We start from the raw sequence: 25,547 nt of genomic DNA on the forward strand, positions 1-25,547 counted from the left end.
AGGGAAGACGAAGGGGCGGCCCGGGCCCGTTTCGATCGATCGAACATGAGCCACCCTGTCTCATGCTGCCACCAGGCGGACGAGCAACTGCGTCCTTGATTTCGCAGGCCGATCGTGGTCCCAATGTCGTTGCTCATGAAAAAGCCCGCCAAGCCTGTTCTTATCATCATCCGCGACGGCTGGGGATACAATCCCGACCCCGCCCAGGACGCCTTCAATGCCACCGTGCTGGCTTCGACTCCGGTTGACGACGCTCTCCAGCGGGATTGGCCGTTCACCCGGATCGCGGCCTCGGGCTTGGATGTCGGCGTGCCGGTGGGCGTCATGGGCAACAGCGAGGTCGGGCACCAGAACATCGGGGCCGGGCGGATCGTCGACCAGGAGATCGTCCGGATCACCAAGGCCTTCACCGAAGGCACGATCACGGAGAATGAGACCTGGCAGAAGGTCGTCAACCGGGTCCGCGATGGGAAAGGGAACCTGCATTTCTTCGGCCTGGTCTCCGATGCCGGGGTCCACGCCATGCTGGAGCACCTCTATGCACTGCTCTCGCTCTGTGCCGCCGAGGGGGTGGGGGACCGGGTCTTTGTCCATGCCTTCACCGATGGCCGCGACACCAGCCCGACAAGCGGCCTCGGCTATATTTCCGAGTTGGAGAAAAAGTGCCTCGAGATCGGGGCCGGCCGGGTCGTCACCGTCTGCGGACGCTTCTGGAGCATGGATCGCGACAACCGCTGGGACCGGGTGGCCAAGGCTTATGATTGCCTGACCGGGCGCAGGACGGAGAAGACGGCGCCCTCGGCCTCCGCGGCGGTCCAGGACTACTACGATCATCCGATCGACTCCTCCAGGTCGGGCGATGAGTTCATCCTCCCCACCTGGGTGGTTGACGGTGCCGGCCAGCCCCTCGGCCGGGTCATGGACGGTGACAGTGTGGTCTTCTTCAATTTCCGGGGCGACCGCCCCCGCGAGCTGACCAAGGCGTTTGTGATCGACGATTTTGACGGGTTTGACCGTGGCCCCAAGCTCGACCTGCTCTACGCGACCATGACGGAGTATCAGACGGGTCTGCCGGTCGAGGTCATCCTGCGCAAACCACCCAAGATGAAGAATATCCTCGGGATGTACCTTTCCGACCTGGGCATTGCCCAGTTCCGCTGCGCCGAGACGGAGAAGTACCCGCACGTCACCTTTTTCTTCAACGACTACCGCGAAGAACCCTTTCCACTGGAGGACCGCGGCGTCGTGCCCAGTCCCAAGGTCTCCACCTATGACCTGAAGCCGGAAATGTCGGCCGAAGGGGTGATGGATACCGCGAAGAAGGCGATCCTTTCGGGCAAATACGGCTTGATCGTGGTCAATTTCGCCAACCCCGACATGGTTGGGCATACGGGGAATATCCCGGCCGTGACCAAGGCGGTCGAAGTGGTGGACCGATCGGTCGGTGTTCTCCTGGAGGCGATTCAGCAGATGGGCGGGGCGGCCGTGGTCACCGCGGATCACGGCAACGCGGAGCAGATGAAGGATCCGGAGACCGGTGGTCCCCACACGTCCCATACCCTCAACCTGGTCAATGTCTTCCTGGTCGGAGACGGTTGCCAGGGGCTGGAGCTCCGCCCCTCGGGTCGCCTCGCCGATCTCGCGCCCACCATCCTCGACCTGATGGAACTTCCCCAGCCGGTCGAGATGACCGGCGAGAGCCTGATCGTGCATTGAGAGGGGGAAGGGCGTTGGCATCAGCTAGAACCTTCCCGTTTCTCGTCGGTAGGAGAGGCTTTACGCCTCGATTCGAAGCGCAGCCGGGGTTGATCGAGGCGTAAAGCCTCTCCTGCCGATTGTTGAAAGACTCCGCCCCGTTTCCCATTTCGAGTTTGCCCTTTCCATGGGGTTGATTCGTAGTTGTCGGCTTTTCCCAAAGAGACCATGAAATCCACGCACCATTGCGCTCAGCTCAGGAGCAGCGATATCGGCTCCCAGGCCACCTTGACCGGTTGGGTCGACACTGTCCGCGACCACGGCGGCATCATCTTCATGGACCTGCGTGACCGCGAGGGCGTCACCCAGATCATGGTGGATCCGCATGTCAATTCGGCCCTGGCCGACCAGGTGGCCCATCTCAAGACGGAATCGGTGGTCGCCGTTCGTGGCCAGGTCATCGCCCGACCGGCCGACACCCTGAACCCGAACCTTGACACCGGTGATGTCGAAGTGGAGGCCACTGCGCTGGAGATTTTCAATCTGTCCGACACGCCTCCGTTCCCGATTGACGACGAAGCGGGTGACCGGGTGAACGAAGAGACCCGTCTTGCCTACCGTTACCTCGATCTGCGGCGTCCCAAGATGCGCCGGATGCTCCGACTCCGACACAAAGCCAACCGGACGATCCGGGATTACTTCGATGACAACGACTTCACCGAGGTCGAGACCCCGCTGCTCTTCAAGAGCACCCCGGAAGGCGCGCGTGAATTCCTCGTGCCCAGCCGGACCAATCCCGGTCAGTTCTACGCCCTCGTCCAGTCCCCCCAGCAGTTCAAGCAGATTCTCATGGTGGCCGGAGTCGAGCGCTACTACCAGATCGCCCGTTGCTTCCGCGACGAGGACCTGCGGGCCGACCGCCAGCCGGAATTCACCCAGTTGGACATCGAAGTCTCCTTTATCGACCGCGAGGGCATGTACGCCCTGATGGAGGGTCTGTGCCAAAAGATCTGGAAGGATGTGCTCGGAGTGGAGATCCCGAAGACTTTCCCGCGGATGACCTTTGCCGACGCCATGAACCGTTTCGGGGTGGACAAGCCGGACACCCGCTTCGGGATGGAACTCGAGGATTTCACCGAGACCTTCCGTCACTCGGGGTTCAAGGTCTTTGAGTCGACCATTGCCGCCGGCGGCGTGGTCAAGGCGATGAAGGGTGAGGGCCTGGCCGATGTCACCCAGGGCGAACTCAACAGCCTGACCGAAGCAGCCAAGGCGATGGGGGCGAAGGGTCTGGCCTTCATCAAGGTGGAGGGCGGCGAGTGGAAATCACCCATCGTCAAATTCTTCACCGATGAGGAGAAGGCGGAACTGACCCGGCGTCTGGAAATCGGGGAAGGGGACATCATCTTCTTCGCGGCGGCGCCCTGGGAAAAGGCCTGCGGCATTCTCGGACGCATCCGGCTGGAGTGTGCGGAGTTTCTGAAGAAGCGGGGCAAGCTGGAGATCCCGGCCGATCGCTACGATTTTCTCTGGGTGGTCGATTTCCCGCTGATGTCGTTTGACGACGACCAGAACCGCTTTGTCGCCACCCACCACCCCTTCACCTCTCCCGTGCCCGAGGATATCGCGAAGCTGGACAGCGACCCCAAGGCGGTCCGCGGCCAGCATTACGACCTTGTCCTGAATGGCGTCGAACTCGGCGGCGGCAGCATCCGTATCCACCAGCCGGATCTGCAGAAGAAGGTTTTCGAAGATGTCCTGAAGATCCCCCCGGCCCTGGTCGAGGAGCGCTTCGGCTATATGCTGCGGGCCTTCCGCTACGGGGCGCCCCCGCATGGCGGGATTGCCCTCGGGCTGGATCGCCTGGTTTCCATCCTGAGCGGAGTGACCAGCATCCGCGATGTCATCGCCTTCCCCAAGACCCAGAAGGGCCAGTGCCTCATGTCCCAGAGCCCGACCCCGGTGACCGACCGCCAGTTGCGCGATCTCCACATCGCGACCCTGAGCGAGAAGACGACCGAAAACAAACCATAGCCTGGACGGATACGCTTCTCGGGAATGCATCTGGCGTCTCAGTTGCGCTTCCCGGCATCGTCGCAATGGCCCCGGACAGGTCGACGGCGCGTCCGGCAGTCACGTCCCACCGTCTTCCTTGAAAACCAACCGTAGTGAACTACGGTTGGTTTGATTTGTAACATAATACGTTACAAACGGTCCGGATTAACCGGGACAGTTCGACGGCGCCCTCCCGCTGAGCCGGGTCGGTTACGGGGGTCGGTCGGTCACGGGTCCAAGTTTCCTTGATTCTGTGTGGCCTAAAATCCGTTTCGCTTCTCTTCGCTTCCTTGCCGCAGGACGTCTTGTGAGTAATCCAAAATCAAGGAAACTTGGACTGACCCGATTCAGCCCTCGGCACAACTCGCTCAGCGTGAAGCGACTCGTCCGAGCCAGAGTCACGAACTCCAGTTTCTCGTCCATCGGTTTGACTTTCTTCCAGGGCATAACGCCCTAATCGAAGGGTTACCGATCTGTTACCGATCTCTCCGGTTCGAACCTCCTGAAGACACTGCGTATGGACGGACGTCAGCAGGGTCCCTTTAGGATTCAGGCTGAACTCGCCCAGCAGGCGGATATGGAGATGGGCAGGGTCGTAACGAGACCAGTCTGCCGATCAAAGAGCCACTGTCAGTAGCCGAACTTGCGTTGTCTTGATGATGGGTTTCCATACCATCCTGGTCCCCTCTACTCGGATACCGAGGGTTGGGTTGGTTCTGCAAAAAGGCACAGAAAGATGGCCGTGTTATCGATGCGGGGTATGCGTGCCTCCACGATCTCCCAATGCCCGCTGGCGTTGGGAGTCAGCGTTTCCTCGATTCCCGTGGTACTCCAGTTGATGAGGTCGACGGATGCCAGAGCACGGACCGAGTAGTCGCTGACGTGACGGCGTCGTAGGTAGGCTATCCGGACGTAGTCGCGATCGGAGGCCGCTATTATGGACCCAGCAGTTCCGGGGTCCGTCGGGTCTCCAAGCAGAAGAAACTCAGCCAGGTTTGAAGCCCCGTCTCCGTCCATGTCGGCGTCAGGGCCGGATATCGCTGGGTCAAGCTGTTCATCGGGAGAGAAGACCAATTCCCGGTAGAGATTGAACGTCTGGTGGAAGACGGCAGTTAGGCTCCGATCCAGGTCCATGGTCTCTTCGATTTCGGAATCGGTACCATCGTGGTCACCCGTCCAACCAACGAACGCCCAGCCCTCTGCCGGGTGTGCCGTGATCGTGACAGTTTCGCCGGGTCGAAAAATACCCTTGTCGGGCGAGAGCGAGATCGATCCGCTCCCGCGGCGGTAGGTGCTCAATCGATATCCGCGTTCAAACCGGGCCGTGACCGAACGGTCGCGGTCCATGGCTACGGTGATCGTGTCACTGCCGCCGGTTGATTCCTCCACCCAACCAACGAACGTGTTGCCCGGATCCGGCACGGCGGTGAGGAGTATAGAGGTTCCGTCCCGATATCGTGGACCTGGCTCGCTGGTCCGGATCGCCCCATTGCCCTCAACCTTGAGATCCAGGGCCCAGGCGACCAGCCTCAGTGGTGTGTCCCGGGTGAACGCATAGTTGTTGGACTCGCAGACCTCATGGATCTCTTCAAGTGCGTCGATTTGGATGCCGATGTAGAATGGTCCCGGCTGAATGGACCCCGGCAGGATGCCGGAAACCGAGATCGTTGCAGTCGAACCAGGGGGCACTGCAGAAAGATCGATAGTGGTGATCGCCTCAAATCGTGGAGCGTCCCCTCGCCAGACGGGTTCGCGGGCGAGCAGGAAGTCGACTGCGGCATCCTGATTCAGAGTATAGGGTGAGTTGTTGGTGAGATCGAACTTGACCTGAAGCCTGTCGCCTGGACCGAGTGTCTCGTTCTCTACTTCGAATCGGGTAATGGCGATGTCCTCGCCGCGCGCAAAACCGAGGTCGCGGAACCAGCGCCCCCGGACGTAGTGCCTCTGAGCGGCTTCCTCCATTCCGAACGGAACGTCCAGGTCAATTCGGCTCCAGGTGAGACCGAGGTCCTCTGTGGTCCAGGCATCGCCGGACAGGACGGCCATGGGATTGAGATCGGTAGCCACCACTTTTCCTGCGAAGGCCCCGCCCGTGTCCGTCCGCATGGCCGGGGTCCATGTCTCGCCGTTGTGGCTTACGATGAGGACGCCATTCTGGTCGGAGTAGGAGAAGAAACGGCCCGAGTTTCCTTGTCCGATCAATCGCTCCGGATGTGTCCTGTCGATCTCGCGCCAGGTCATTCCATCGTCTGTCAGCCATGCCTGGCTCGAGCCGGCCATTATGATCCGGTTCCCATCGCAAACGGCCGGCCGTTCGTTCGGCGCATTGGGATGGTGTGTCCAGTTGATGCCATCTGCTGATGTGAACGTCCCGATTGCTCGAAGCGAGCTTGATCCAGCCACGAACAATCGTGCCTCTTCAAGATAATACACCCAGGATAGCTCACGAGAGAAGGGGTGGCTGGCTGGGAGACCGGGTTGGTATTCCACTACTGTGCCTGTCACCCAATCCATTCCGTTGATCGAGGTGGCATATTGATGAGCGTCTCCAACTGCAACGAACCGGGTGGGCGAGGCAGCCATGGCTCGGACCGCGAACCCAATACCAACTTCCCGGCTTCGCCATTCCGCCGGTTGGGTATTCACAATCGATCGATTGGTGGTGCCCGTCTGAACCACGTCATTGGACAACGCGACCAAAGTATCTGCGTTCCAGGCCATTGCGGCCGTGGCGGTGCTGGTCGTTCCCAGTATCTCGGCCGAAACCGGGTCTCTATAGATTCGCAACAGGTTATGTGTGCCGGGGATATCGACGTATGTTCCAAAGTCCTCTCGTGGCCCTGTTTCCATCCATTGAAGAACCTCGGGTCGGGCAAGGGGAGCGAACGACCATCTTCCGGGTCCGTCCGAGATTAGGATAAGCTCTTTTTCCAGAAGGTAGGTCACAGATTCATCCAGTTCGATCGCTTTCGGCGAGAGGTCTGGCTTGACCTCTGTCCAAGTCACGCCGTCGACAGATTCATACCTCCGGGAACCATGGGTTTGGCCCCAGTCGGCCCAGAGGAAAGCACGATCACCGCTGTGGCGAACTTCCTGCCATTCCAGATAGGTGAACGTGCCTGGAGGACCTTCGACCTGGGGCGTCACCGGAAGAGGATTGGCAGTCCACGCGGTCAGGTCGGACGATACGTAGCAGTACCCGCTCCTGGAGAACAGGCAGATCCGGTCGCCTACCTCTGCCATGGCAAGCAGGTCGGAGAAGCGTGAATCCGAGTGAGGAGCGAAATCCAGCCCATCCTCGGACACGTACAATCTGTCGGTCAGAAGAAGGTTCCACGATCTGAAATCGATCACCTGGATGGCTGAACTCAAAGCAGGAGCGGCTCGATTCCAGGTTACGCCATCGTCAGTTGCATAGACGTAGCCGTCCTTGCCCTTGCCCAGTATTGAACGCCCCGTAGCCCGGATCTCATAGAACTCTGTTGTCGCCTCCTCCCAATCAATGCCGTTGTGACAGAAGTAGACCGCTCCTGAATAGTTCCGGGCAGCTAAGAGGTCTCCGCCGGCGACAACGTCCGATATCATTGTACCCGCCGAAGGGGTACGCATGCGTTGCCAGGCCTCGGAAGGCCTCCGACGCACTATTGAGCCGTCGGGTTGCCCGCGGTATTCAAACCCTTTGAAGAACGCAGCCGGACCAAATCGCACGTCGGGGTCCCAGAGAGCGTCGGGCTGTGGTGCCTGAACTTCGAACACAAATGCACTCGACGCCTGCAGACCACTTTGATTGATCGCCCGAATGACAGCTTGCCTGTTTCCTGGTTTTTCCGAGCGCAGGGAGAACGAGTACGCACCTTCTTCGATTGGGTGAATCGAAACATCTACGCCGTCCAGTTCGACGTCGACGGAAACGGCTTCTCCACCCGGGTCGAAGCCTTCGACACTGTATTCCACGGGATCGTATGGATGGATCAGGCTCAACAGGCTGGTCCTTTTGTAGCTGATCTCGGGAGAATGAGTGGACTTGGGGGTCAAACGGTACAGACGTCCGTTCGTGTCGCCGGCCAGGAACACGCCGGATCCAAATGCCACCTCGGTCAGAGTGCGATCAGGCCCACCGGGATCAATGCGTGACCAGTTTGCCCGATCAACCGAAACCATCGCGCATCGCTCTCCGACCGCCACAAATCGCCCATCGCCAAATGCTATGTCAAAAAGCTGGCAGTCGTGTTCGGTATCGATTGGAGTCCACGATACCGCGTCGGTTGATTCCAACAGCGCTCCGGATTCGGTGGTCACCATGAAACGACTTTGTCCATGGCAGATGCCGGTCAGGGGGCCGGAGTGACCGCTGGCATTCACGGACCAGTCATCGGGCGACACACCGACCAGCACATCACCGGTATCGGACACCGCGACGAATCGTTCCGCAGCATACATGAAACGCGTCCAGTTCCTGGAAACGGGTAGATCGATACGGGTCCATGTCTGACCCGTCTCGGTTGTCTGGACAGAACCGGATTCGAGGCGAACATGGCGCCCGTGACCAAAAGCCATCAATGGCTCTCCTCCCGTCACACTGTGCCCCTCAAGCGGGAATCTCAGCAGTAGATCCGGGTGTCGTGCAATGTTGAATTCCGTGACAAACAACCGATTGCCGAACGACAGCGTCGTTCCGCGGCCGATGTTGGCTTGGTGCCAACCGAGTCCGTTCCCGGACATGTAGGCGCTGTGAAGTTGAGTTCCTCCGATGGCCACGAACTCATTGTCGATGAACTCAAGGTAGTCCAGAGTGTCCAGAAAAGTGATGGGATTCAGGCTCGGATAGGTAAAGGGATCCAAGGACTCGATCCTCTGAATCGAGCCGTCGGACCGATTCACGAACCAATTGCCCGCCCGATGCGTGGCTGCGCGGAACCACGGAAACGGATTTGGTCCGAGGGACTTCCAGTTTACCAGGTCGGCGCTTGTCTCAAGGGTGTTGTCGTAAATTGCCAGATACTTGCTGGCGCCATAGGCAATAGTCGGAGTCCACTTGTCCTTGTCCACAAGTGCCCAGTCGGTTCCGTTCAGGGTGCGTAGGGCAACGGGGAGGGTGGGGATGAGGACAAGGCCGGTCTCCGTTTCGAAGAACTGCAGCGATGTCTCGATGAACATGCCTCCCCGTGACACGAGAGATTGCTCTTCCCATTCAACACCGTCTTCGGATGTAAAGGCGACTACTTCTCCCTCCATGCCGTCAAGGAGGGTCATCGCCGCAATGAACCGGTCTGCAAAAAACGTGACCGCGACTGAACTGGGCGTCTTCGAACTGGCTCTGCTCTCCGTCCAACTGCCGGCAGTCGCGGAAACGTGGATCGAACCGGTCTGTGCAACGGCCACGAATACGCCCGCACCATGTGCAATCTGGGAGAACAGGGTGTTGGGTGTTTCGTGCTCCGTCCACGAAAAGCCGTCGGTCGATTCGAACAAGATACCTGATCGGGAACTGATCACGTAGCGACCGGTTCCTCCTGCGGTTGACACGAGCGGCACCTTCATGCCGACCGACCTGGTCTCCCATGCGTCGCCACCTTGCCAGACGTGGAAAAGACCCTCGTCGTCCAGCGCAACGAGTTCTCCGTCCATGTCGTCGAAAATGACCGTCCCAAGAGTCTTGGGTCCCGACGCCACCGGGATCCATGCTTCCGGTCTCTCTGCTGTCACTTGGACGTGCGCGGTCCGGCTTGTCGCGGATCCGTGGGGATTTGTGGCTACGACGTGATAGGCTCCGCTGTCGACCGCCTGTGCATTCTGGATAATCAGGGTCGGTCCATTCTCTCCGTCCAATGGCTCCAGGTTGGCGTACCATTGGTAGGAGAGAGCTCCCTCACCGCTGATGGCAACGGACAGGACCAGTCGATCTCCGATTGCGACCCGGGTATCCTGCGGGTGCCGCGTGAACTGCGGCCAGGCTCCCAGGACGACGACCTCGGCTTCGCGACTGGTCACGGATCCCGACGCGTTCGAAGCGGTCACCTTCCAGATCCCGGCGTCGGACTCACGTGCGGATGAATTGCCGATGATGTTCGAGCTCAGCCCGACTACCGGTTCGCCGTTGTGATACCATTGGTAGTCGATCGGCTGCATGCCGGACACAATCACGGAAAGGTCATAGTGCTCGCCTGCGGTGACTTGAATGTCCTTGGGTTGTCGTGTGATTGCAGGTGGATCGGCATAGCGACCGGTCAGGTGAAACGGACCTGGATTGCCTCGAGCCGTGTCGATCGCGATCTTGTAGGCCGTGCCGGCGGTTGCCTGGAAGCTGACTTCGCTTGAGGTTTGGCCCGAGTCGTTGTCGTTTGCAACGATCTGGGTAAGGTTGCCCGGGTCGCTACCGGTGTAAACAGCGAGCACGGTGTCGGTTCCGCTCCCGACGGTATCAAGGTAGTAGGGTCCGCTTCGGGGAGCTATCCATTCCCACCAAACCGAATGCCCGGTCCCCACACCGTGGTGGACGGGTTCTCCCTTTTCATGGGTTGCGCCTTCGTTGGATCCGATCCTCCAGAATGACGCATCGGCGGCTTTGAAGGCGGCAGACAGGTCGTCATTGGCCGGGCGGCGAACAAGGCGAAGCTCCACCAGAGCATCCGCGTCATCCGATCCGTAGACCGCGATGTAGGGACTCTGCCAGATCTCCATGGACCGTGTGATGCGCACGGTTTGGCCGGGAAAAGCTGAATAGGCGGATTCCAGCTTCGTAAGTCTCTGCAGTTCGTCACCCTCGTATAGGGCGAGGCCAATTGTGCCCGAGGGAGAATTCGCTTCGATTGTGAGCAGGTCGTTGTCTCCACGCGGTCGCCAGAACCAGACCGAGCGCGATAGGGTAGCTCCTGGAGGATTGGGTTCGCCTGGTTCGAGGCTCGTATTGCGCAGGCTGAAAGTCCGCTTCGCGTTCTCTGGATCAATCGTGGTTGCGTATTGAAACGCGTCGTTGGGAGGCGCCTGTTCCGACCCTTCAAGGACGGTGATGAGGTTGAGCGTGGCTCCCCCGCGAACCCATTTCTCCAGGTCGCTTTTCGAATCGCGTTCGGTTACCAGTCGACTGGTGAGGACTGATGCCGAGTCATCTGGGAAGGCCGCGCGAAGCAGGGCGGCGGCTCCCGAGACCATGGGTGCGGCAAACGAAGTCCCGCTCACCACTTGGTAGTTTTCACCGGTCCTCGCGGTCGAGAGTATGTCCTTTCCAGGGGCCGCCAGGTCCACCGTGCCGATCCCGTAGTTGGAAAAGTCCGACAGTTTCCCATCCGGATCCAGAGAGGCGATCGTCAGAATGCAATCGAGGCCGTAGGCGGCCGGATATATTGGCTCCAGATCTATGTTGACGGAGTTGTTGCCCGCCGCAGCTACAAAAAGGATGTCGGCTGCCTGCACCCTTTCGAGAGCTTCCAGGACTGCCAGGCTATGTCCGGCCCCTCCATAGCTGGCATTGATGATCGAGGCACCGTTCTCAATCGCGTAGTCAATGCACTCGATCTGGTCGGAAGAAAGGCCGCTGCCATCGCCGCCCAGAAACTTGAGCGGCATCAACTGGACCTCCCAGGCGACACCGGAGATTCCCAATCCGTTGTTACCACGCGCTCCGATCACCCCGGCCACGGCCGTGCCATGACCGGCGTCGTCTCTCAATGGATCAGGTTCATCGAGCGTTCCAATGCCGTGTTTATCGTCGATGTATCCGTTTCCGTCGTCGTCGAGACCATTGTTCTCGATTTCGTCTGCGTTTATCCAGAGATTGGCCCGCAGGTCGTTGTGTGTGCGGTCCATCCCGGAATCGATGACTGCTACGATCACGTTCGGGGCAGTCGCTCGCGTCTCCCAGGCTTCGAATGCCCGGACGCCTCCCGGTCCCGACCCGAGGGCCCATTGCTCTGCAATCCGCGGATCGTCGGGCAAGATCTCCGAGGCAAACCGCAGGTAGTCCGGCTCCGCGTACAGGACCTCGGGTTCGTCGAGGACTTTCGTGAGGTTGATCAGATTGGGTAGAGCATCGATGTCTCGCGGGTGGTTGACCCGGGCCGCGTAGAGTCCCGCTCGGATCCTCCTTTCAAGCATGGATCCCGTCAGCCGGGTAAAGAGCCCGCGTTGTTCGTTGTTGAGATCGGTGCTGAACCGTACGAGGACATGTAGAGCATCGGAGATCACCGGAACGCTGAGTCTTCTGGCACGCGGATCGTCCGGATGGTGAGACCAGGTCTCAGTTGTCCTGACCAGGTGCGGACGGGTTTGCCTTTCTACGATCAGGACACGCTCCCAGCCGACCCCTGTGTCAACGGGACGGACTTCCGATATGACGATAACCCCCACCAACTCTTCGACGTTCGCCTGGAGAGAGGGATACTCGGTACTCTCATTTTGAAAGTCCGCCTTCGATGGGATTGCCACCGAGAACTGTGGGGCGGTTGCAGTGGCTGTTTCGGATCGGTCCCTAGTCGCGAGGAAAACCTTGATAAGGAATCCCGCCAGAACAAGAGCCACCACACCGGTGGCAGCGAACGCTCGCGACCGCGGATTCACTAGACGTCAAGCGGCAGTCCGCTGATCGACGGGCGCCAGTTCCAAAGAAAAAAGCTCATGCATCCAGGTGGATTAGGTCAGCTGAAGAGCATCGTGACTAGGATAAGATAAACTAACCCCGTATCGCGAAGATACAACATTGAAATCCAGCGTGTTACCGATTGTACCCCAGTGCGCTTCCGGCTTGCTGATAGGAAGTCGCTTTCCGGCCCTCTGGGACTTTGGCCAGGAGTCTGAAGCTGGTAGCGGGATTTTCCATGGTTGGAGGGTGCCAGCCGGAGGGGGCGGAAATGCAAGAGAAAGTGCGCCTTCGGCGCGCAGCTCGGCGCTGCCGGGGCTCTCAGTTCTGCGCGAACACCGGTTCGTGGTTGTGGGGGCAAATGGGGTCAGCCCTGAATGGCACTAAGATAAGGCCCTGCCAGGACGAAGGACGGTCCCGCCTTCAAGGGGGTCAAAGCGCAATCATCGCACGGGCGTGCAATGATTTGCGCAATGACCCCGTGGCCGTCCGCAAACCAGAGATTCGGCGGCATTCCGCTTATCTTGGTGCGATTCGGGGCAACAGCCCCTCAATATTTGCTGGGGGCAATCAGAAGGGCCCACAGCCGTCCCGTAGGATGGGGGAGGACCGATCGGAGAGAGTCAGGCTTTGTAGTTTGTAGTTGATTCGACATGGTTCAGCCCCGAATCAAGGGAATCGAATGGCCCCAGACCTCAGGGGGTCCCGAGAGCCTTCACCTCGAGCTACCTGCCGGGAACCGACCTGGTGGATTCGGTCAGCAGCGGCTACTATGAACGCTCGACATACTGGCAGTCGTTCCGCAGGCTGGAGGACGCGGTGGAAACGACCTGGAACGGCTCTCTGCGGGCAAGTTACCTCTACGGCTACGACCTGGAGGGCCGCCGCTTGGCCGAAAACGTGACCGGGCCGATCACGACCAAGTGGGATGCCGGCTGGACCCACGGCTTCCAGATGAGCTGGAGCTACACCGGCCGGGGAAATCGACCTGACCAAGACTCGGCTGCTGGACGGTTCCGGCCAGCCGACCGGATCGTGGGTCAGCTCCTGGAACGCGACTGGAACTGGGACGATGTCTCCAACCGCACCTTCGAGGACCACGTCGATGACCAGCAGGACCGCACCTACTCGGCCAACAGTCTCAACCAGTACAACTGGTATGAGGAAGACGAGCACCAATACAATTTCAATCACGATGACGACGGCAACCTGACCGACGACGGCACCTGGAGCTACACCTACGACCTGGAGGACCGGGTCATCGGCATGTCCAAGACCGGGATCACCCTGAGCTTCACCTACGACTACCTGGGGCGCCGGGTGCGCAAGGTCGCCTCGGGCGGTGATTTCCCCGGCACCTACGAATACGTCTACGACGGCTTCAATGCGATCGCCGTCTACCGCAACGATGCCCGCATGGGCAGCTACACCTGGGGTCTGGACAAGACCGGCACCCTGCACGGCGCCGGCGGAGTCGGCGGCCTGCTCATGGTGCGCGGGACCAATCCATCCTTCCCTCTGATGGATGCCCGGGGCAACGTCACCGGCCTGCTCGACGGCAGCGGCAACATCTACCGCGCCTACCAGTTCGATGCCTTCGGCAACGCGGTGGGCTACAAGCTCAATACCGGAGTCCAGTCGATGGACTTCATCGGGTTTGCGAGCAACTTCACGGACATTGAGTCGGGTCTGGTGGATTTCGGGATGAGGCTTTACCAGCCCAAGCACGGACGCTTCATCCACCGCGATCCGATCGGGGAGTCCGGGGGTGAGAACCTCTACGCCCACACCTGGAACGACCCGGTCAACCGGTGGGATCTGCTCGGGATGATTCCGGATTTGCAACCAATTGAAGAAAATTCACTCTCGGCTGAACATGAGCGATTGTTGTGGGATACTTTCACTTTCGGCCAAGAGGACCACAGGGACAACTTCATCTGGATCGATGGGGCCAGTATATCATATTCGACGATGTCGGTGAGGGGCGCGCAGGCGTGGCAAAATGTAGATGGTTTCCGAAAGGAGGTGATGATCGACGACAAAATAGGTAAGATCGTCAACGGGTGGGGTGAGACCGTGGGAGTCATTGTGAAGGAGGGTCCCTCTTTGGCCCAAAGTGGACAAGGGGGCGAATATAGTCACACTCAATCTGATGGAACCGTAGTGGTGACACCATTTGTCGTTACTGCTGCGACAGGAAGTGACGATCGAGTCTATGAGGCCGGTGTCGGAGTGGGGGCAATTGGAATCTGGGTTCTACGGGATCCACGTGTTGGCGGTCCGGTACTCGTTGTAGGTTCAGCTGTTGTAGCTGGAATGGTTTCGGGAATTGCAATAAATGAAATCAACAACCGACTAACGTCTCCAAATTCAATCCGGAGCATTGCGAATGGTCCTATGGGATCTCTGAACCGCGTCGAGGCTGTAACGAGTGACGTAAATGGTGCGCTGGATCGGATCGCAAGACGCACCGGGATCCCTCGAGGAGAATTGGGAAAGAGGTTTCATAGGATAAAAGGTAACCCTGTGAATCCCACAAATGCTCCACGGGGTCAGAACAGAATCGATGACCGCAACGGAGACGTGATCAACGGAGACGGAGAAGTGATTGGCAATGTAATCACCGGCGATATGTAAAATGAGTTTTCCACTTCCTACAGCTACGTTACGATTGTCCGGAGACCAGTTGGATCCTGAAGAAATCTCAAGGGCGATTTCGGCTAAACCGAGTCGCAGTCACCGCATGGGCGAAACACTTCGACTGGCGTCGGGCAAGGAGCGCCGTGCAAAAAGCGGAGCGTGGATTCTATTTGCAGATGATTTCGACCGGCATCACGAAATCGGAGATTCAGTAGCGAGTATTTTGGATAAGATTAAATACCCGAAGTCGCTCGCTGAGATTAGCGGAGTAGAGACGGGGTATATAGCGCTCGCATTGCGGATAAACGAACAAGCTGAAGCGGGGATTCTGCCACCGGAGATTGTCTCTCGGATCGCCCAGCTCGGCCTCGGACTGAGTTTTGAAGTGTATGCTGATTGATTGTGTGCCAAAACAGTAATGGCAATATGCCGTCGAGTTGTTCGGGAGGGGGCGAGGAGTCCGGTAGGACAAAACTCGCTGCAGCCCCCTTGTGAGCAACTCGACCGGTGAAAAGGTCCCAATCAAGGCACCAGCATGGGGCGCAGGACGGAGCGGGACGCCGTGAAACGGCGGTCCGATTCGGACTGTACCCTTTAGCTTATAGTCCATATCCGGCCGCGGTTTTCCGCGCGAATACACCTAAGTCGCGGATGAACAGTGCCTTAGCGGAAAATCGGCTGATTCGGAGAAAACCCCCGAAAATCCACCCCAAACCGAGGCTTCCGGCAGACCCCAAAAATCCGCCTCAGGAAGGGCATCGGAAGGGGTCAAGGGCATCGGAAGGGGTCAGGCTTTGTAGTTTGTAGTTGACCCGACTTGAGGCAGGGATGGATGGTTTGGAATGCCCAGACCATTGCGGATGGAGTTCGAGGGCGGGGTTTACCACGTGATCAATCGTGGCAATTACCGACAGGACGTTTTTAAGGCGGAACGGACCAAGGCGGCGTTCCTGAAGTGCCTGAATGAAACCTGTGAGAAAACCGATTGGCGGATACACGCTTGGTGCGTGATGTCCAACCACTTCCATCTGGCGGTCGAGACGCCGCAGGCGAATCTGGTCGACGGGATGAGTTGGCTGCAGGGGACATTTTCCACACGGTTCAACCGACTGCGGAAGGAGCAGGGACATCTCTTCCAGGGTCGCTACAGGAGCCTGATCGTCGATCCGGGCGAGAGTCTCGGTTCGCTCTGCCATTACATCCACCTGAATCCGGTTCGAGCCGGTCTCTGCGATGTTTCCAGACTGGCGAAATGGCCATGGTCAAGTGCCTGTTGGCTATTCAATCCCAGACTTCGGGAGAAGTGGTTTGAGCCGGAGGAATTTCTCAGGTCATCGGGAAATCTGGCCGATACGACGGCGGGACGGCGGAAATACGCCGACTATCTGGAATGGTTGGCCTGTGACGAGCAGGCCAGGAAAGAACTTCGGTTTGACCAGATGTCAAAGGGCTGGGCGATCGGGACAAAAAGCTTCAAGAAGGATCTGCTGAAAGACCACCAGGCCTATGCTGCGGCCAGAAGGCTGGGTGAAGTCGATCTGGAGGATGCGCGGGAAGCGGCTCTGCAGGAGGTATTGGATGTGCTGCTCAGGAAGCTGGGTCAGTCCCGGAAGAACATTGCGTCGGATGGCAAGTTCGAGAAGTGGAAGATTGCGGTGGCCGCGGCGATGAAGTCGAGAACGACCGTATCGAATACCTGGCTGAAGGAGAACCTGGGAATGGGTTCGATCCATGAGATCAGCCGGCAGGTCTCGGCGTGGATCCGAAATCCGGACGGGGAACTCCAAAGACGGCTGAAGTAGCCGACAAGCGGCGACCGAGGCGCAATCCCGGGGAAATCGCGTCAGGAAACAACGCCTGAGTCATGGGTGTTGGGCTTTGAACTACAAACTACAAAGCCTGACTCGAATGGCACTAAGTTAAGGGGGTATTCAGGAGGGATCACGAGATGTAGCCGCGGCAGTCTCTTGCCGCGTACCCATGTTGACACGCCCCAAGAGACTGGGGCGACTACACCAGACAAATACACCAACAAGAAATGCCAGTTATGAGCCAAAGTATCCCCTTATCTTAGTGCCATTCAAGCCTGAACCCTTTTTTGTGAAAATCTCCCGAGGTGTCTGGCACGGTGTCTGCTCAAGGCGAGTTGCTCCTCCGCTATTCCGAGCAACTCAACCTCGAGATATTGACCACACGAAAGACAAACAAGACATGAGCAGAATCACTAAATACCTTCCCGGCCTGGCCGGAGTCGCGGCCCTCACGATGGCGGCCTCGGCGTTTGGACAGGATGCGGCTGCGGCCGTTGACCCTTACGAAGCCTTTACGGCGTCGCCGGGGTTTGCGCTGTTTACGGCGCACAACCTCTGGATGATGATCGCGGCCGCCCTAGTCTTCATCATGCACCTTGGATTTGCCAGCCTTGAAGCCGGACTGACCCAGTCGAAGAACACAGTCAATATCCTCTTCAAGAACACGATGATCCCGTGCATCGGCATCCTGACCTACGCGATCATCGGGTTCAACCTGATGTATCCGGGTTTTGCGGATGATTCCTCGGGAATCCTCGCCTTTGCCGGTTTCGGGATCTCGGTCACGGACACGGCGAGCCTGACCAGTGATTATGCGGCGGGTTACACCTACTGGACGGATTTCCTCTTCCAGGCGATGTTTGCGGCCACGGCGGCCACCATCGTATCCGGTGCCGTGGCCGAGCGGATCAAGCTCGGTCCCTTCCTCATCTTCTCGACCCTCTTTGTCGCGATTGTCTATCCGATCGGGGGAGCCTGGAAGTGGGGTGGTGGCTGGCTCAACATGATGGAGACGCCTTTTTATGACTTTGCCGGCTCCACCATCGTTCACTCGATCGGCGGTTGGGGTGCTCTGGCGGGAGTGATCCTGCTCGGACCACGTCTGGGCAAGTATCTCCCGGGTGGAAAGATGAAGCCGATTCTCGGTCACAGCATGCCTCTGGCCACCATCGGTGTCTTTCTGCTCTGGCTCGGCTGGTTCGGGTTCAACGGTGGTTCGGTCCTCTCGGCGGATCCGGCCCTGGTTTCCCTCACGCTGGTCACCACCTCGATCGCCGCGTCAGCCGGAGCGGTCGGTTCGATGTTCGTTTCCTGGACGGTGCTGAAAAAGCCCGACCTCTCGATGGTCCTGAACGGTGTGCTGGCTGGTCTGGTCGGCATCACGGCGGGAGCGGATCAGATGGCGGCGGGTTCCGCCACCATCATCGGTTTGATTGCCGGTGGCCTGGTGGTCTTCTCGGTTCTTTTCTTCGACAAGATCAAGATCGACGATCCGGTGGGCGCACTTTCGGTCCATCTGGTCTGCGGTATCTGGGGCACCCTTGCGGTGGGGCTCTTCGGCAACTTGGCCGGTGGCGCGCAGATCGTTTCCCAGCTCATCGGCATCGTCAGCATCGGTGTCTTCACCTTCATCTGTGCCTTCATCCTCTTCTTCATCCTCAAGGTCACCGTCGGAATCCGGGTGTCTCCGGAGGAGGAAACCGGTGGACTTGATGTCGGCGAGCATGGCATGGAAGCCTACCCTGATTTCGGTCGGAACAGCTGACAGAAAATGCTTTAAAAGCCGGGTGCGGCGCCCATATGCTTCACCCGGCCCCAATCCTTAGAACCATTTCACAATCAAGCAGAAGAAAGAGCACTCAATGAAACTCATCATCGCCATTATCAAACCCTTCAAGTTGGAAGAGGTGAAGGAAGCGCTTTCAGAGATCGGGATCGAGGGCATGACCGTTACCGAGGTCAAGGGCTTCGGCCGCCAGAAGGGCCATACCGAGATCTATCGCGGCAGCGAATACACCGTGGACTTCCTGCCCAAGGTCAAAATCGAAATCGTCGTCGTCGACGAACTGGTCGCCAAGACCGTCGAGACGATCGTCAAGGGCGCCAAGACCGGAAAGATCGGGGACGGCAAGGTCTTCGTGGTTCCGATCGACGAGGCGGTCCGGATCCGGACCGACGAGCGCGGCGACGGCGCGGTCTGATCTGCAGACCCAATCAGTCCTGTCAACGGTCGGTCCGCCTGGCGGACCGACCGTTTTTTTGGCGGCTGGTTGCGGGACTTCGAGTCAAAGAAGGCTCGCTTCGCGACGGCCGACCGGCACACTGGTTTGGCATGTTGGGACGCCACAAACGTTTTTCCTACGACCGGGTATTCGGGTTCGGGTGGTTGACCGGGTTGGTCTCCGCGGTGGTCCTCGGATTCGTCCTTTCCGGATGTTCGGTCAACAAGCCGCCGGTTCTGCCTGCTCTCATGGTCGATGCCGGCGCCGCTTCCCAGGCGGGGCGGATTGTCTGGCGGGATCTCTTTGTCGCCGATATCGACCGGGTCCGACCGTTCTATGAGTCCCTTTTCGGGTGGGAATTCGATGCGTCCGTGGACTACGGCAATTTCCAACTCGCCCGGCTCGACGGGAGGCCGGTGGCGGGGTTCGTTTTGATGGATGAAGACCGCACGAGAGACGTCACTACCCAGTGGGTGCCGAATCTCCTGGTTGAGGATGTCGATGCGGTGGCCGCGCGATTCGCTGATGGCGGGACGGTTCTTCGGGCGCCGGTCGACCTGCCGGATCGGGGTCGGGTGGCAGTGGTTGAAGATGCCGAGGAAGCTCCGGTTCTGCTGCTGGAAACCCGCAACGGCACCCCGACGCCGCCCACGGGGGCTCCGGGCACCTTTTTCTGGACGGAATTGTGGTCGGCGGATGAAGCGATTTCCCTGCCGTTCTATGAACAGACCGTCGGCTACAGGCGAGTGCCGACCCCTGAGGGGATTGACCCGAGCTACCGGATCATCGGAGTGGGTGGCGAACGACAGGCCGGTCTCGTGGTGATTCCCTACGACGGTGTCCGTCCTCATTGGTTGTCCTATATCGCGGTTGACGACCCCTCGGCGATTGCCGAGCGGGCGGTGGCATTAGGGGGACGAGTCCTGATCGCACCCGACGAGACGAACGGCCGGGTGGCGGCGGTTCTCGCCGACCCGGGTGGTGGGGTCTTTGGAATCCAGCAATGGCCGTTGCAGACGGAAGAGGAGGTGCAGCCATGAGAATCCGACGAGTGATTTTTGTCCTGGCAGGGATGGCCGCCGTTCTTTTTCTGAGCGGTTGCGAGACCGGCAATGTGGCGATGAGTGTGGGATTCAGTCAGATGGGACCGAATGGAGGCTACTATGGTGGATCTTACGGGACCCATGGCAGCAGTATCTCGATTGGCAAAGTCTGGCACTGATCGGGCGCCATGAATTCGAAGTCCCGGCGTCCGAATGTCCTGATTCTCTATACGGATCAGCAACGCTGGGATGCACTTGGCGCGAATGGAAACAGGGCGATCCTAACTCCGCATCTGGACCGGTTGGCCGCGGAAGGCGTCAGCTTCGTCCGCCATTTTGTCCAGAATCCGGTCTGTATGCCCAGCCGGGTCAGCTTTCTGTCGGGTCAGTATCCATCCGCGCTCAAGATCACCCACATGGGTGTTCCCGTGCCGGAAGATACGGAGACAGCGGCGACCCTCTTTGGCCGTGCCGGATACCGGTGTGCGAATCTGGGCAAGCTTCACTTCCTGCCCCACGCCAACCGCAATCACCGGGATCCTCATCCTAAGTACGATTTTGATCACCTCTGTATCTCCGATGAACCAGGTTGTTATGAAGACGCCTATCATGCCTGGGTATCCCGGGTTGCTCCCGATCAGCTGGACTTGATTTCGCCCGGATTGCCGCCGGCGCGCGCCGTGTTTCATGAAGTGATGGGAATCGCGGATCCGGTCGTCCATCCGGAAGTGGGTCAACGCTTCGATTTCAAGGGAGCCCAGCCGGCACGGTGCTCCGCCGGGGTCACTCATTCGGCCTTTGTCGCGGAACAGACCATGGAGTTCATGCGGCGGAGCCGCGACGAGACGTTCTTTTGTATTGCGGGTTTTTATTCGCCGCACGCCCCTTGGATCGTCCCCCAGGAATACCTGAATCTGTATGACCCGGAGACGCTGCCTTTGCCGAAGTATCCGCAGAGCGTCAACGACGCCCGGCCGCGAACGGAGGGGCCGGAATGTCTCTATTCGGACGAGCAACTCAGGTCCGCATGCCACGGTTATTATGCCATGGTAAGCGAAGTGGACGCCCAGGTGGGCCGAATCCTTGATTGCCTCAAGGAGCTGGATCTTGAGGAGGATACCATCGTGGTCTTCACGTCGGATCACGGTGAATGGCTGGGTGATCACCTCAGGTTCGGGAAAGGGGCGCCGGGCGACGATTCGATCGCGCGGGTACCGTTGCTTTTTCGCTATCCTGGCGTTGTGGACCGTCCCGGGCGTTCCGAAGGTGGTTTGGTCGAAGCGGTCGACGTCCTGCCGACCCTGCTCGAATTGGCGGGAATCCCGGTTCCGGGCCACCTGCAGGGTTCGAGCCTGGCACCGGGGCTCACCCGTTCAGCCGCCGTGGGCAAGAATTCGGTCCTGATGGAGGCGGACGGCTGGAAGACACTCCGGACGGATCGCTATCGCTACCGGGTGTGTGCGGACGGATCCGAAAGTCTGTGGGATCTGGCGAAAGACCCCGGCGAATACGAGGACCTGGCGAATCGGGCCGATTGTCTGGAGGTGCTCGCCGAAATGCGCCGAGCCCTCCTGGAGAAGATCGTGGCGGTTGAACGCCCGTTGCCACGCACCTGGCCTTATTGAGCGACAGGCCGGGATCGGTGTCAGAAGGGCCAGATGCCGAAAGGCAAGGCCGTCACCAGCAGGCCGAGGCAGGCCAGGGCGATGAGGATTTCGGTTCGATGGATTCGAATGAAATGCATGGCGGATCTCTCTTCCCTGTCTATCGGCCGCCACCGCCTGCGGTTGAATCGTCCTCCATTTTACGAACGGATCACTCAGGAATGGCAATGATAAGGGGTATGCAGGATGGATCAGGGGTTAGACGCGGCAGTCTCTTGCCGCGAATCCACGTCGAAACGCCCCAAGGGACTGGGGCGACTACACCAGACGAACGAAAGATTAGAAAACCACGGGCCTGAGCCGGAGAATTGGTTGGTGCCATCCCCGATCTCTCAGCTCTTCACGTCCGGATGATTGGCCCGCACGTAGGTGTCCACCTTCGGATCATCCGCCGCCCAGTCGGGCCTCAGGCGGACATCGTTTTCGCCGGCGAGACTCCCGGGTGCTGAGGGCGGGGCCGGGTCGTCCGCTTTGCGAATCTCCCACCAGCAACGGCCCAGGTGGTTGTGCTGATGGTCGATCACATAGCCGGCCCGACTGAGCAGGGGCCCGATCCAGCCCATGCAGTGGTCGCAGTAGTCCGGATACTGTTCGAGGCCGTTCCGAAGGAGGAATCCCTTCGACGGACACTCATGCATGTCGATCCGGAAGACCCGATCGGTCTCGCTGACCGCGTAACCGGCGGCCTCCTCGGCCAGGGTGTGTCCCCAGTATTCGCGCATCCCGGCAAAACCGCGGCCGAGGATAAGATCGGCGGCATGTTGCTGCGAGTCCTGATGGATGGCTTCGTCCCAGTAGGCCAGGACGAGACCGTGCCCGCCTTCCCGGTCGAGCCAGTTGAAGGTCCACTCGTAGTGGCCGCAGAAATCGTAGACTCCTATCATGAGGCCTCCGCGATGGTGTTGAGGTCCTGAGCCGGCAGATCGGGCCGGCTCAGGCGATAGGTGTGGCGACATGAGCCGTTGCCGCCTTCCAGGCGCATGGCCATCCCGGCGGCGGCGGCCATGGCTTCTTCCTGGAAATAGCAATGCTGGCAGAATTGGGGAAAGATGGCGCGTCCCCCCCGGCGCAGGTGCGTGATGGCCGGACAGACCCGAACTTCAATCTCCACCCGGTCGGCGGATTCGGTCACCTCGACCTCGGCTCCGGGTTCGGCCCGGAAGAAGGCCCGCCAGTAGGCAGCCACCCCGGCCAGCCCCTCGTGCTTCCATTTTATGGATACAGGGCGGAAATACCCGCGTCCCAAATCCGTCCAGTAACGCCGCAACCCTTCGATCCCGAGCCGTTGACCGATGAAGCGGAAGGTGGCGTTGATGGCAAAGTAGAAATCGGCGGCCCCGACCGGCTTGGCGTCGGGGTAGGGCAGGGGCGAGGGGCGGTGATCTTCCGGTAAGGGCAAGGCGAATCCCTCGATGAACGGTCGCCGGCGTCTCCGTCGGTCCCTCAGGTCAAGGGATGAGGTGCGGGGCCTGGATGATTCCCTCGGAAACGAGGACGGCGAGAACGATAAGGGCGAAGATGACGAAGGAGAAGAGCCGCAACATCTTCGTGAAGATGCCGTAGAGGGTGAAAATACCGGCGATACCGGCGCAGACCCGGCCGGCGATCTTGACGTCCTCCCTGCTCAATTCCAGCTGATCCATGACCAGCGGAATGAGAATGATTGCGATGATGACAAAGGCGATCTTGAAGCGGCTGAAGAATGGTTTTTTCTTTTCGTCGGCCATGGTCCGGTGGGGAAGAGGTGGAAGCGCGGTGGGTTTGGTGGAGAGATTGATCGGAGAATGGAGGGAATCAATCCGGGAATCACACCATTTTCAGAGATCGAAGTGACAGGAGACCTGATGGGGAATCCCATCGTCGCTCGTCACTTCCCGCAGCTTCGGGACCTCTTGGCAGCAGACCTCCTTGACATGGGGACAGCGGGTGTGAAAGGGACATCCGGCCGGCGGATTGATCGGCGACGGGACGTCGCCGGAGAGAACGATGCGTTTGCGCTTCTGGTTCGGATCAGGAACCGGGATGGCGGAAATGAGGGCCCGGGTGTAGGGGTGACGGGGTGAGCGGTGGATGGCTTCGGCCCCGGCGAGTTCGACGATCCGTCCCAGGTACATGACGGCGATCCGGTCGGAGATATGCTTCACCACGGCGAGGTCGTGGGCGATGAAAAGGTAGGACAGCTTGAACGACGCCTGCAATTCGAGCATCAGGTTGAGGATCTGGCTCTGAATGGAGACATCGAGGGCCGAGACCGGTTCGTCGCAGATGATCAGTTTGGGGTTGAGGGCGATGGCCCGGGCGATGCCGATGCGTTGCCGTTGGCCGCCGGAAAACTCAAAGGGAAACCGGTCCGCCGCGGTGGTGGGCAGTCCGACGAGGGAGAGAAGCTCATCGATCCGTTTGCGGCGCGATTCGGCGCTGCCGATCTTCTGGATGATGAAGGGCTCTTCGAGGATGCCGCGGACGGTGTGCCGCGAGTTAAGAGAGTCGGCCGGATCCTGGAAGATCATCTGGATCTGCCGCCGCAAGGGTTTGAGCTGCCGATTGGAAAGCGTCGCCAGATCGGCACCTTCGTAATGGACTGAACCGGAGGTTGGTTTGAGGAGACGGACGATGCATTTGCCCAGGGTGGATTTGCCGCATCCCGACTCGCCCACGAGACCAAGGGTCTCGCCCGGCATGATGTCGAGGGAAACCCCGTCGACGGCCCGGCAGACGGCCTGGGCGGTCAGGAAGACGCCGCCCTTGACCGGGAAGTGCATCTGCAGGTCCTTGACCGAAAGGATGGGTTGGGCGGGATCGCTCATGAGGCGGGCGGGATCTCGTTCCATCGAAAACAGGCCACTTCATGTCCAGTGGAGGCCACGTCGAGCGGAGGTGGCGCCTCGGCACACCGGTCTTCCCGGAAAGGGCAGCGGTTCTGGAAGCGGCAACCGGCGGGAAGGTCGAGCAGGCCGGGGACCATGCCTTCGATGATGCTCAACCGGGTTTTGTGCGGATGATCGAGGCGGGGAATGGAGTGCAGGAGACCCTTGGTGTAGGGGTGTTTGGGATTCTGGAAGATCTCCCGGACCGGTCCGCTTTCGGCCACGCGGCCGGCATACATGACGACCACCTCGTCGCAGGTCTCGGCGATCACCCCGAGGTCGTGGGTGATGAGGATGATCGACATGCCCATTTCAAACTGCAGCTTCTGCATCAGTTCGAGGATCTGGGCCTGAATGGTGACGTCGAGGGCGGTGGTCGGCTCGTCGGCGATGACGAGTGACGGTTTGCAGGCCAGCGCCATGGCGATGACCACCCGCTGGCGCATGCCTCCCGATAGCTGATGGGGGTATTCGCCCACCCGGATCTCCGGGGAGGGGATGCCGACGTGGCCGAGCAGCTCTATGGCCAGATTCATCGCCATCTGGGGGGTGATGTCCATGTGCTCGAGGTAGACCTCGCAAAGTTGCTTGCCGATTCGGTGAACGGGGTTGAGCGCCGACATCGGCTCCTGGAAAATCATCCCGATCCGCGACCCACGGATTCCGCGCATGGTATCGTGATCGAGCTGGACCAGATCCTCGCCATCGAGACGGATCTGGCCGCCCAGAATCCGTCCCATCGGCTGGGGCAGAAGACGCATGATGGACAGGGCGGTCACGCTCTTGCCGCATCCGGACTCGCCGACAATTCCCAGGGTCTTGCCTCGGGGCACCGAGAAGCTGACTCCGTCCACCGCCCGGACGAGGCCGGCGTCGGTGTCGAATCCGGTCACGAGATCTCGGACTTCAAGGAGGTTGTCTTCCACGGTGTCAGGGGTGGGTGAATGCAGGAAAGGCGCGAACGTTGGGTGTCTC

16 protein-coding genes are annotated in these 25,547 nt (G+C 59.6%); 10 read left to right on the forward strand and 6 right to left on the reverse strand.

The genetic code is table 11. The features are described from left to right. The first annotated feature begins 135 nt into the window (after window positions 1–135). A complete protein-coding gene (gpmI, locus tag R3F07_06440) occupies window positions 136–1,716 on the forward strand; it encodes a 2,3-bisphosphoglycerate-independent phosphoglycerate mutase (GenBank protein ID MEZ5275998.1) in 1,581 nt (526 codons plus the stop codon). A gap of 207 nt (window positions 1,717–1,923) precedes the next feature. After that, window positions 1,924–3,729 (forward strand): aspartate--tRNA ligase, encoded by a 1,806-nt coding sequence (gene aspS, locus R3F07_06445; GenBank protein ID MEZ5275999.1) that lies wholly within the window; start codon window positions 1,924–1,926, stop codon window positions 3,727–3,729. A 708-nt stretch (window positions 3,730–4,437) separates the two neighbouring features. Here the strand turns inward: aspS and R3F07_06450 are convergent. Then, window positions 4,438–11,844, reverse strand: coding sequence for a S8 family serine peptidase (locus R3F07_06450; GenBank protein MEZ5276000.1), 7,407 nt, complete (start codon window positions 11,842–11,844; stop codon window positions 4,438–4,440). Window positions 11,845–13,072: 1,228 nt separating this feature from the next. On the opposite strand from R3F07_06450, the gene R3F07_06455 reads away from it, so the two are divergent. The 8 genes from R3F07_06455 to R3F07_06490 all read left to right on the forward strand — a co-directional run bounded on the left by R3F07_06455 (window position 13,073) and on the right by R3F07_06490 (window position 21,666). After that, window positions 13,073–14,962, forward strand: a complete 1,890-nt coding sequence (locus R3F07_06455) for an RHS repeat-associated core domain-containing protein (protein MEZ5276001.1) — start codon at window positions 13,073–13,075, stop codon at window positions 14,960–14,962. A gap of 1 nt (window position 14,963) precedes the next feature. Continuing rightward, window positions 14,964–15,365: a DUF4279 domain-containing protein gene (locus R3F07_06460; protein ID MEZ5276002.1), complete on the forward strand. Its 402-nt coding sequence runs from the start codon at window positions 14,964–14,966 to the stop codon at window positions 15,363–15,365. Between the two features lie 442 nt (window positions 15,366–15,807). After that, window positions 15,808–16,767 carry a transposase gene (locus tag R3F07_06465; GenBank protein ID MEZ5276003.1) on the forward strand — a complete coding sequence of 320 codons (960 nt, stop codon included), beginning with the start codon at window positions 15,808–15,810 and terminating at the stop codon, window positions 16,765–16,767. A gap of 409 nt (window positions 16,768–17,176) precedes the next feature. Beyond that, entirely contained in the window at window positions 17,177–18,541 is a 1,365-nt protein-coding gene (locus R3F07_06470) for an ammonium transporter (protein ID MEZ5276004.1), read from the forward strand. A 97-nt stretch (window positions 18,542–18,638) separates the two neighbouring features. Continuing rightward, entirely contained in the window at window positions 18,639–18,977 is a 339-nt protein-coding gene (locus R3F07_06475; GenBank protein ID MEZ5276005.1) for a P-II family nitrogen regulator, read from the forward strand. A gap of 131 nt (window positions 18,978–19,108) precedes the next feature. Next, window positions 19,109–20,038 carry a VOC family protein gene (locus R3F07_06480; protein ID MEZ5276006.1) on the forward strand — a complete coding sequence of 310 codons (930 nt, stop codon included), beginning with the start codon at window positions 19,109–19,111 and terminating at the stop codon, window positions 20,036–20,038. Beyond that, on the forward strand, window positions 20,035–20,220 hold the full coding sequence (locus R3F07_06485) for a hypothetical protein (GenBank protein ID MEZ5276007.1): 186 nt from the start codon (window positions 20,035–20,037) through the stop codon (window positions 20,218–20,220). Before R3F07_06480 ends, R3F07_06485 begins: the two co-directional genes overlap by 4 nt. A gap of 9 nt (window positions 20,221–20,229) precedes the next feature. Next, window positions 20,230–21,666, forward strand: a complete 1,437-nt coding sequence (locus R3F07_06490; GenBank protein MEZ5276008.1) for a sulfatase-like hydrolase/transferase — start codon at window positions 20,230–20,232, stop codon at window positions 21,664–21,666. Window positions 21,667–22,037: 371 nt separating this feature from the next. Here R3F07_06490 and R3F07_06495 read toward each other — a convergent pair whose 3' ends face one another. From R3F07_06495 to R3F07_06515, 5 genes are all read right to left on the reverse strand, one after another. After that, window positions 22,038–22,589 carry a hypothetical protein gene (locus tag R3F07_06495; protein ID MEZ5276009.1) on the reverse strand — a complete coding sequence of 184 codons (552 nt, stop codon included), beginning with the start codon at window positions 22,587–22,589 and terminating at the stop codon, window positions 22,038–22,040. Then, complete coding sequence (locus R3F07_06500) at window positions 22,586–23,104, reverse strand: hypothetical protein (GenBank protein MEZ5276010.1); 519 nt, start codon at window positions 23,102–23,104, stop codon at window positions 22,586–22,588. Before R3F07_06500 ends, R3F07_06495 begins: the two co-directional genes overlap by 4 nt. 49 nt (window positions 23,105–23,153) lie before the next feature. After that, window positions 23,154–23,432 carry a hypothetical protein gene (locus R3F07_06505; GenBank protein ID MEZ5276011.1) on the reverse strand — a complete coding sequence of 93 codons (279 nt, stop codon included), beginning with the start codon at window positions 23,430–23,432 and terminating at the stop codon, window positions 23,154–23,156. Between the two features lie 90 nt (window positions 23,433–23,522). Beyond that, window positions 23,523–24,536, reverse strand: a complete 1,014-nt coding sequence (locus R3F07_06510) for an ATP-binding cassette domain-containing protein (GenBank protein ID MEZ5276012.1) — start codon at window positions 24,534–24,536, stop codon at window positions 23,523–23,525. Further along, window positions 24,509–25,498 carry an ABC transporter ATP-binding protein gene (locus R3F07_06515; GenBank protein ID MEZ5276013.1) on the reverse strand — a complete coding sequence of 330 codons (990 nt, stop codon included), beginning with the start codon at window positions 25,496–25,498 and terminating at the stop codon, window positions 24,509–24,511. The genes R3F07_06510 and R3F07_06515 overlap by 28 nt, the downstream gene beginning before the upstream one ends. Window positions 25,499–25,547 lie beyond the last annotated feature (49 nt).

Source organism: Opitutaceae bacterium (assembly GCA_041395105.1).
Taxonomy (GTDB): domain Bacteria; phylum Verrucomicrobiota; class Verrucomicrobiia; order Opitutales; family Opitutaceae; genus B12-G4.

Excerpts from the sequence above, each read along its gene's own strand:
- gpmI (MEZ5275998.1), top strand. The coding sequence starts at position 136 with ATGAAAAAGCCCGCCAAGCCTGTTCTTATCATCATCCGCGACGGCTGG.
- aspS (MEZ5275999.1), top strand. The coding sequence starts at position 1,924 with ATGAAATCCACGCACCATTGCGCTCAGCTCAGGAGCAGCGATATCGGC.
- R3F07_06450 (MEZ5276000.1), bottom strand. The coding sequence starts at position 11,844 with ATGCTTGAAAGGAGGATCCGAGCGGGACTCTACGCGGCCCGGGTCAAC.
- R3F07_06460 (MEZ5276002.1), top strand. The coding sequence starts at position 14,964 with ATGAGTTTTCCACTTCCTACAGCTACGTTACGATTGTCCGGAGACCAG.
- R3F07_06465 (MEZ5276003.1), top strand. The coding sequence starts at position 15,808 with ATGCCCAGACCATTGCGGATGGAGTTCGAGGGCGGGGTTTACCACGTG.
- R3F07_06470 (MEZ5276004.1), top strand. The coding sequence starts at position 17,177 with ATGAGCAGAATCACTAAATACCTTCCCGGCCTGGCCGGAGTCGCGGCC.
- R3F07_06475 (MEZ5276005.1), top strand. The coding sequence starts at position 18,639 with ATGAAACTCATCATCGCCATTATCAAACCCTTCAAGTTGGAAGAGGTG.
- R3F07_06480 (MEZ5276006.1), top strand. The coding sequence starts at position 19,109 with ATGTTGGGACGCCACAAACGTTTTTCCTACGACCGGGTATTCGGGTTC.
- R3F07_06485 (MEZ5276007.1), top strand. The coding sequence starts at position 20,035 with ATGAGAATCCGACGAGTGATTTTTGTCCTGGCAGGGATGGCCGCCGTT.
- R3F07_06490 (MEZ5276008.1), top strand. The coding sequence starts at position 20,230 with ATGAATTCGAAGTCCCGGCGTCCGAATGTCCTGATTCTCTATACGGAT.
- R3F07_06495 (MEZ5276009.1), bottom strand. The coding sequence starts at position 22,589 with ATGATAGGAGTCTACGATTTCTGCGGCCACTACGAGTGGACCTTCAAC.
- R3F07_06505 (MEZ5276011.1), bottom strand. The coding sequence starts at position 23,432 with ATGGCCGACGAAAAGAAAAAACCATTCTTCAGCCGCTTCAAGATCGCC.
- R3F07_06510 (MEZ5276012.1), bottom strand. The coding sequence starts at position 24,536 with ATGGAACGAGATCCCGCCCGCCTCATGAGCGATCCCGCCCAACCCATC.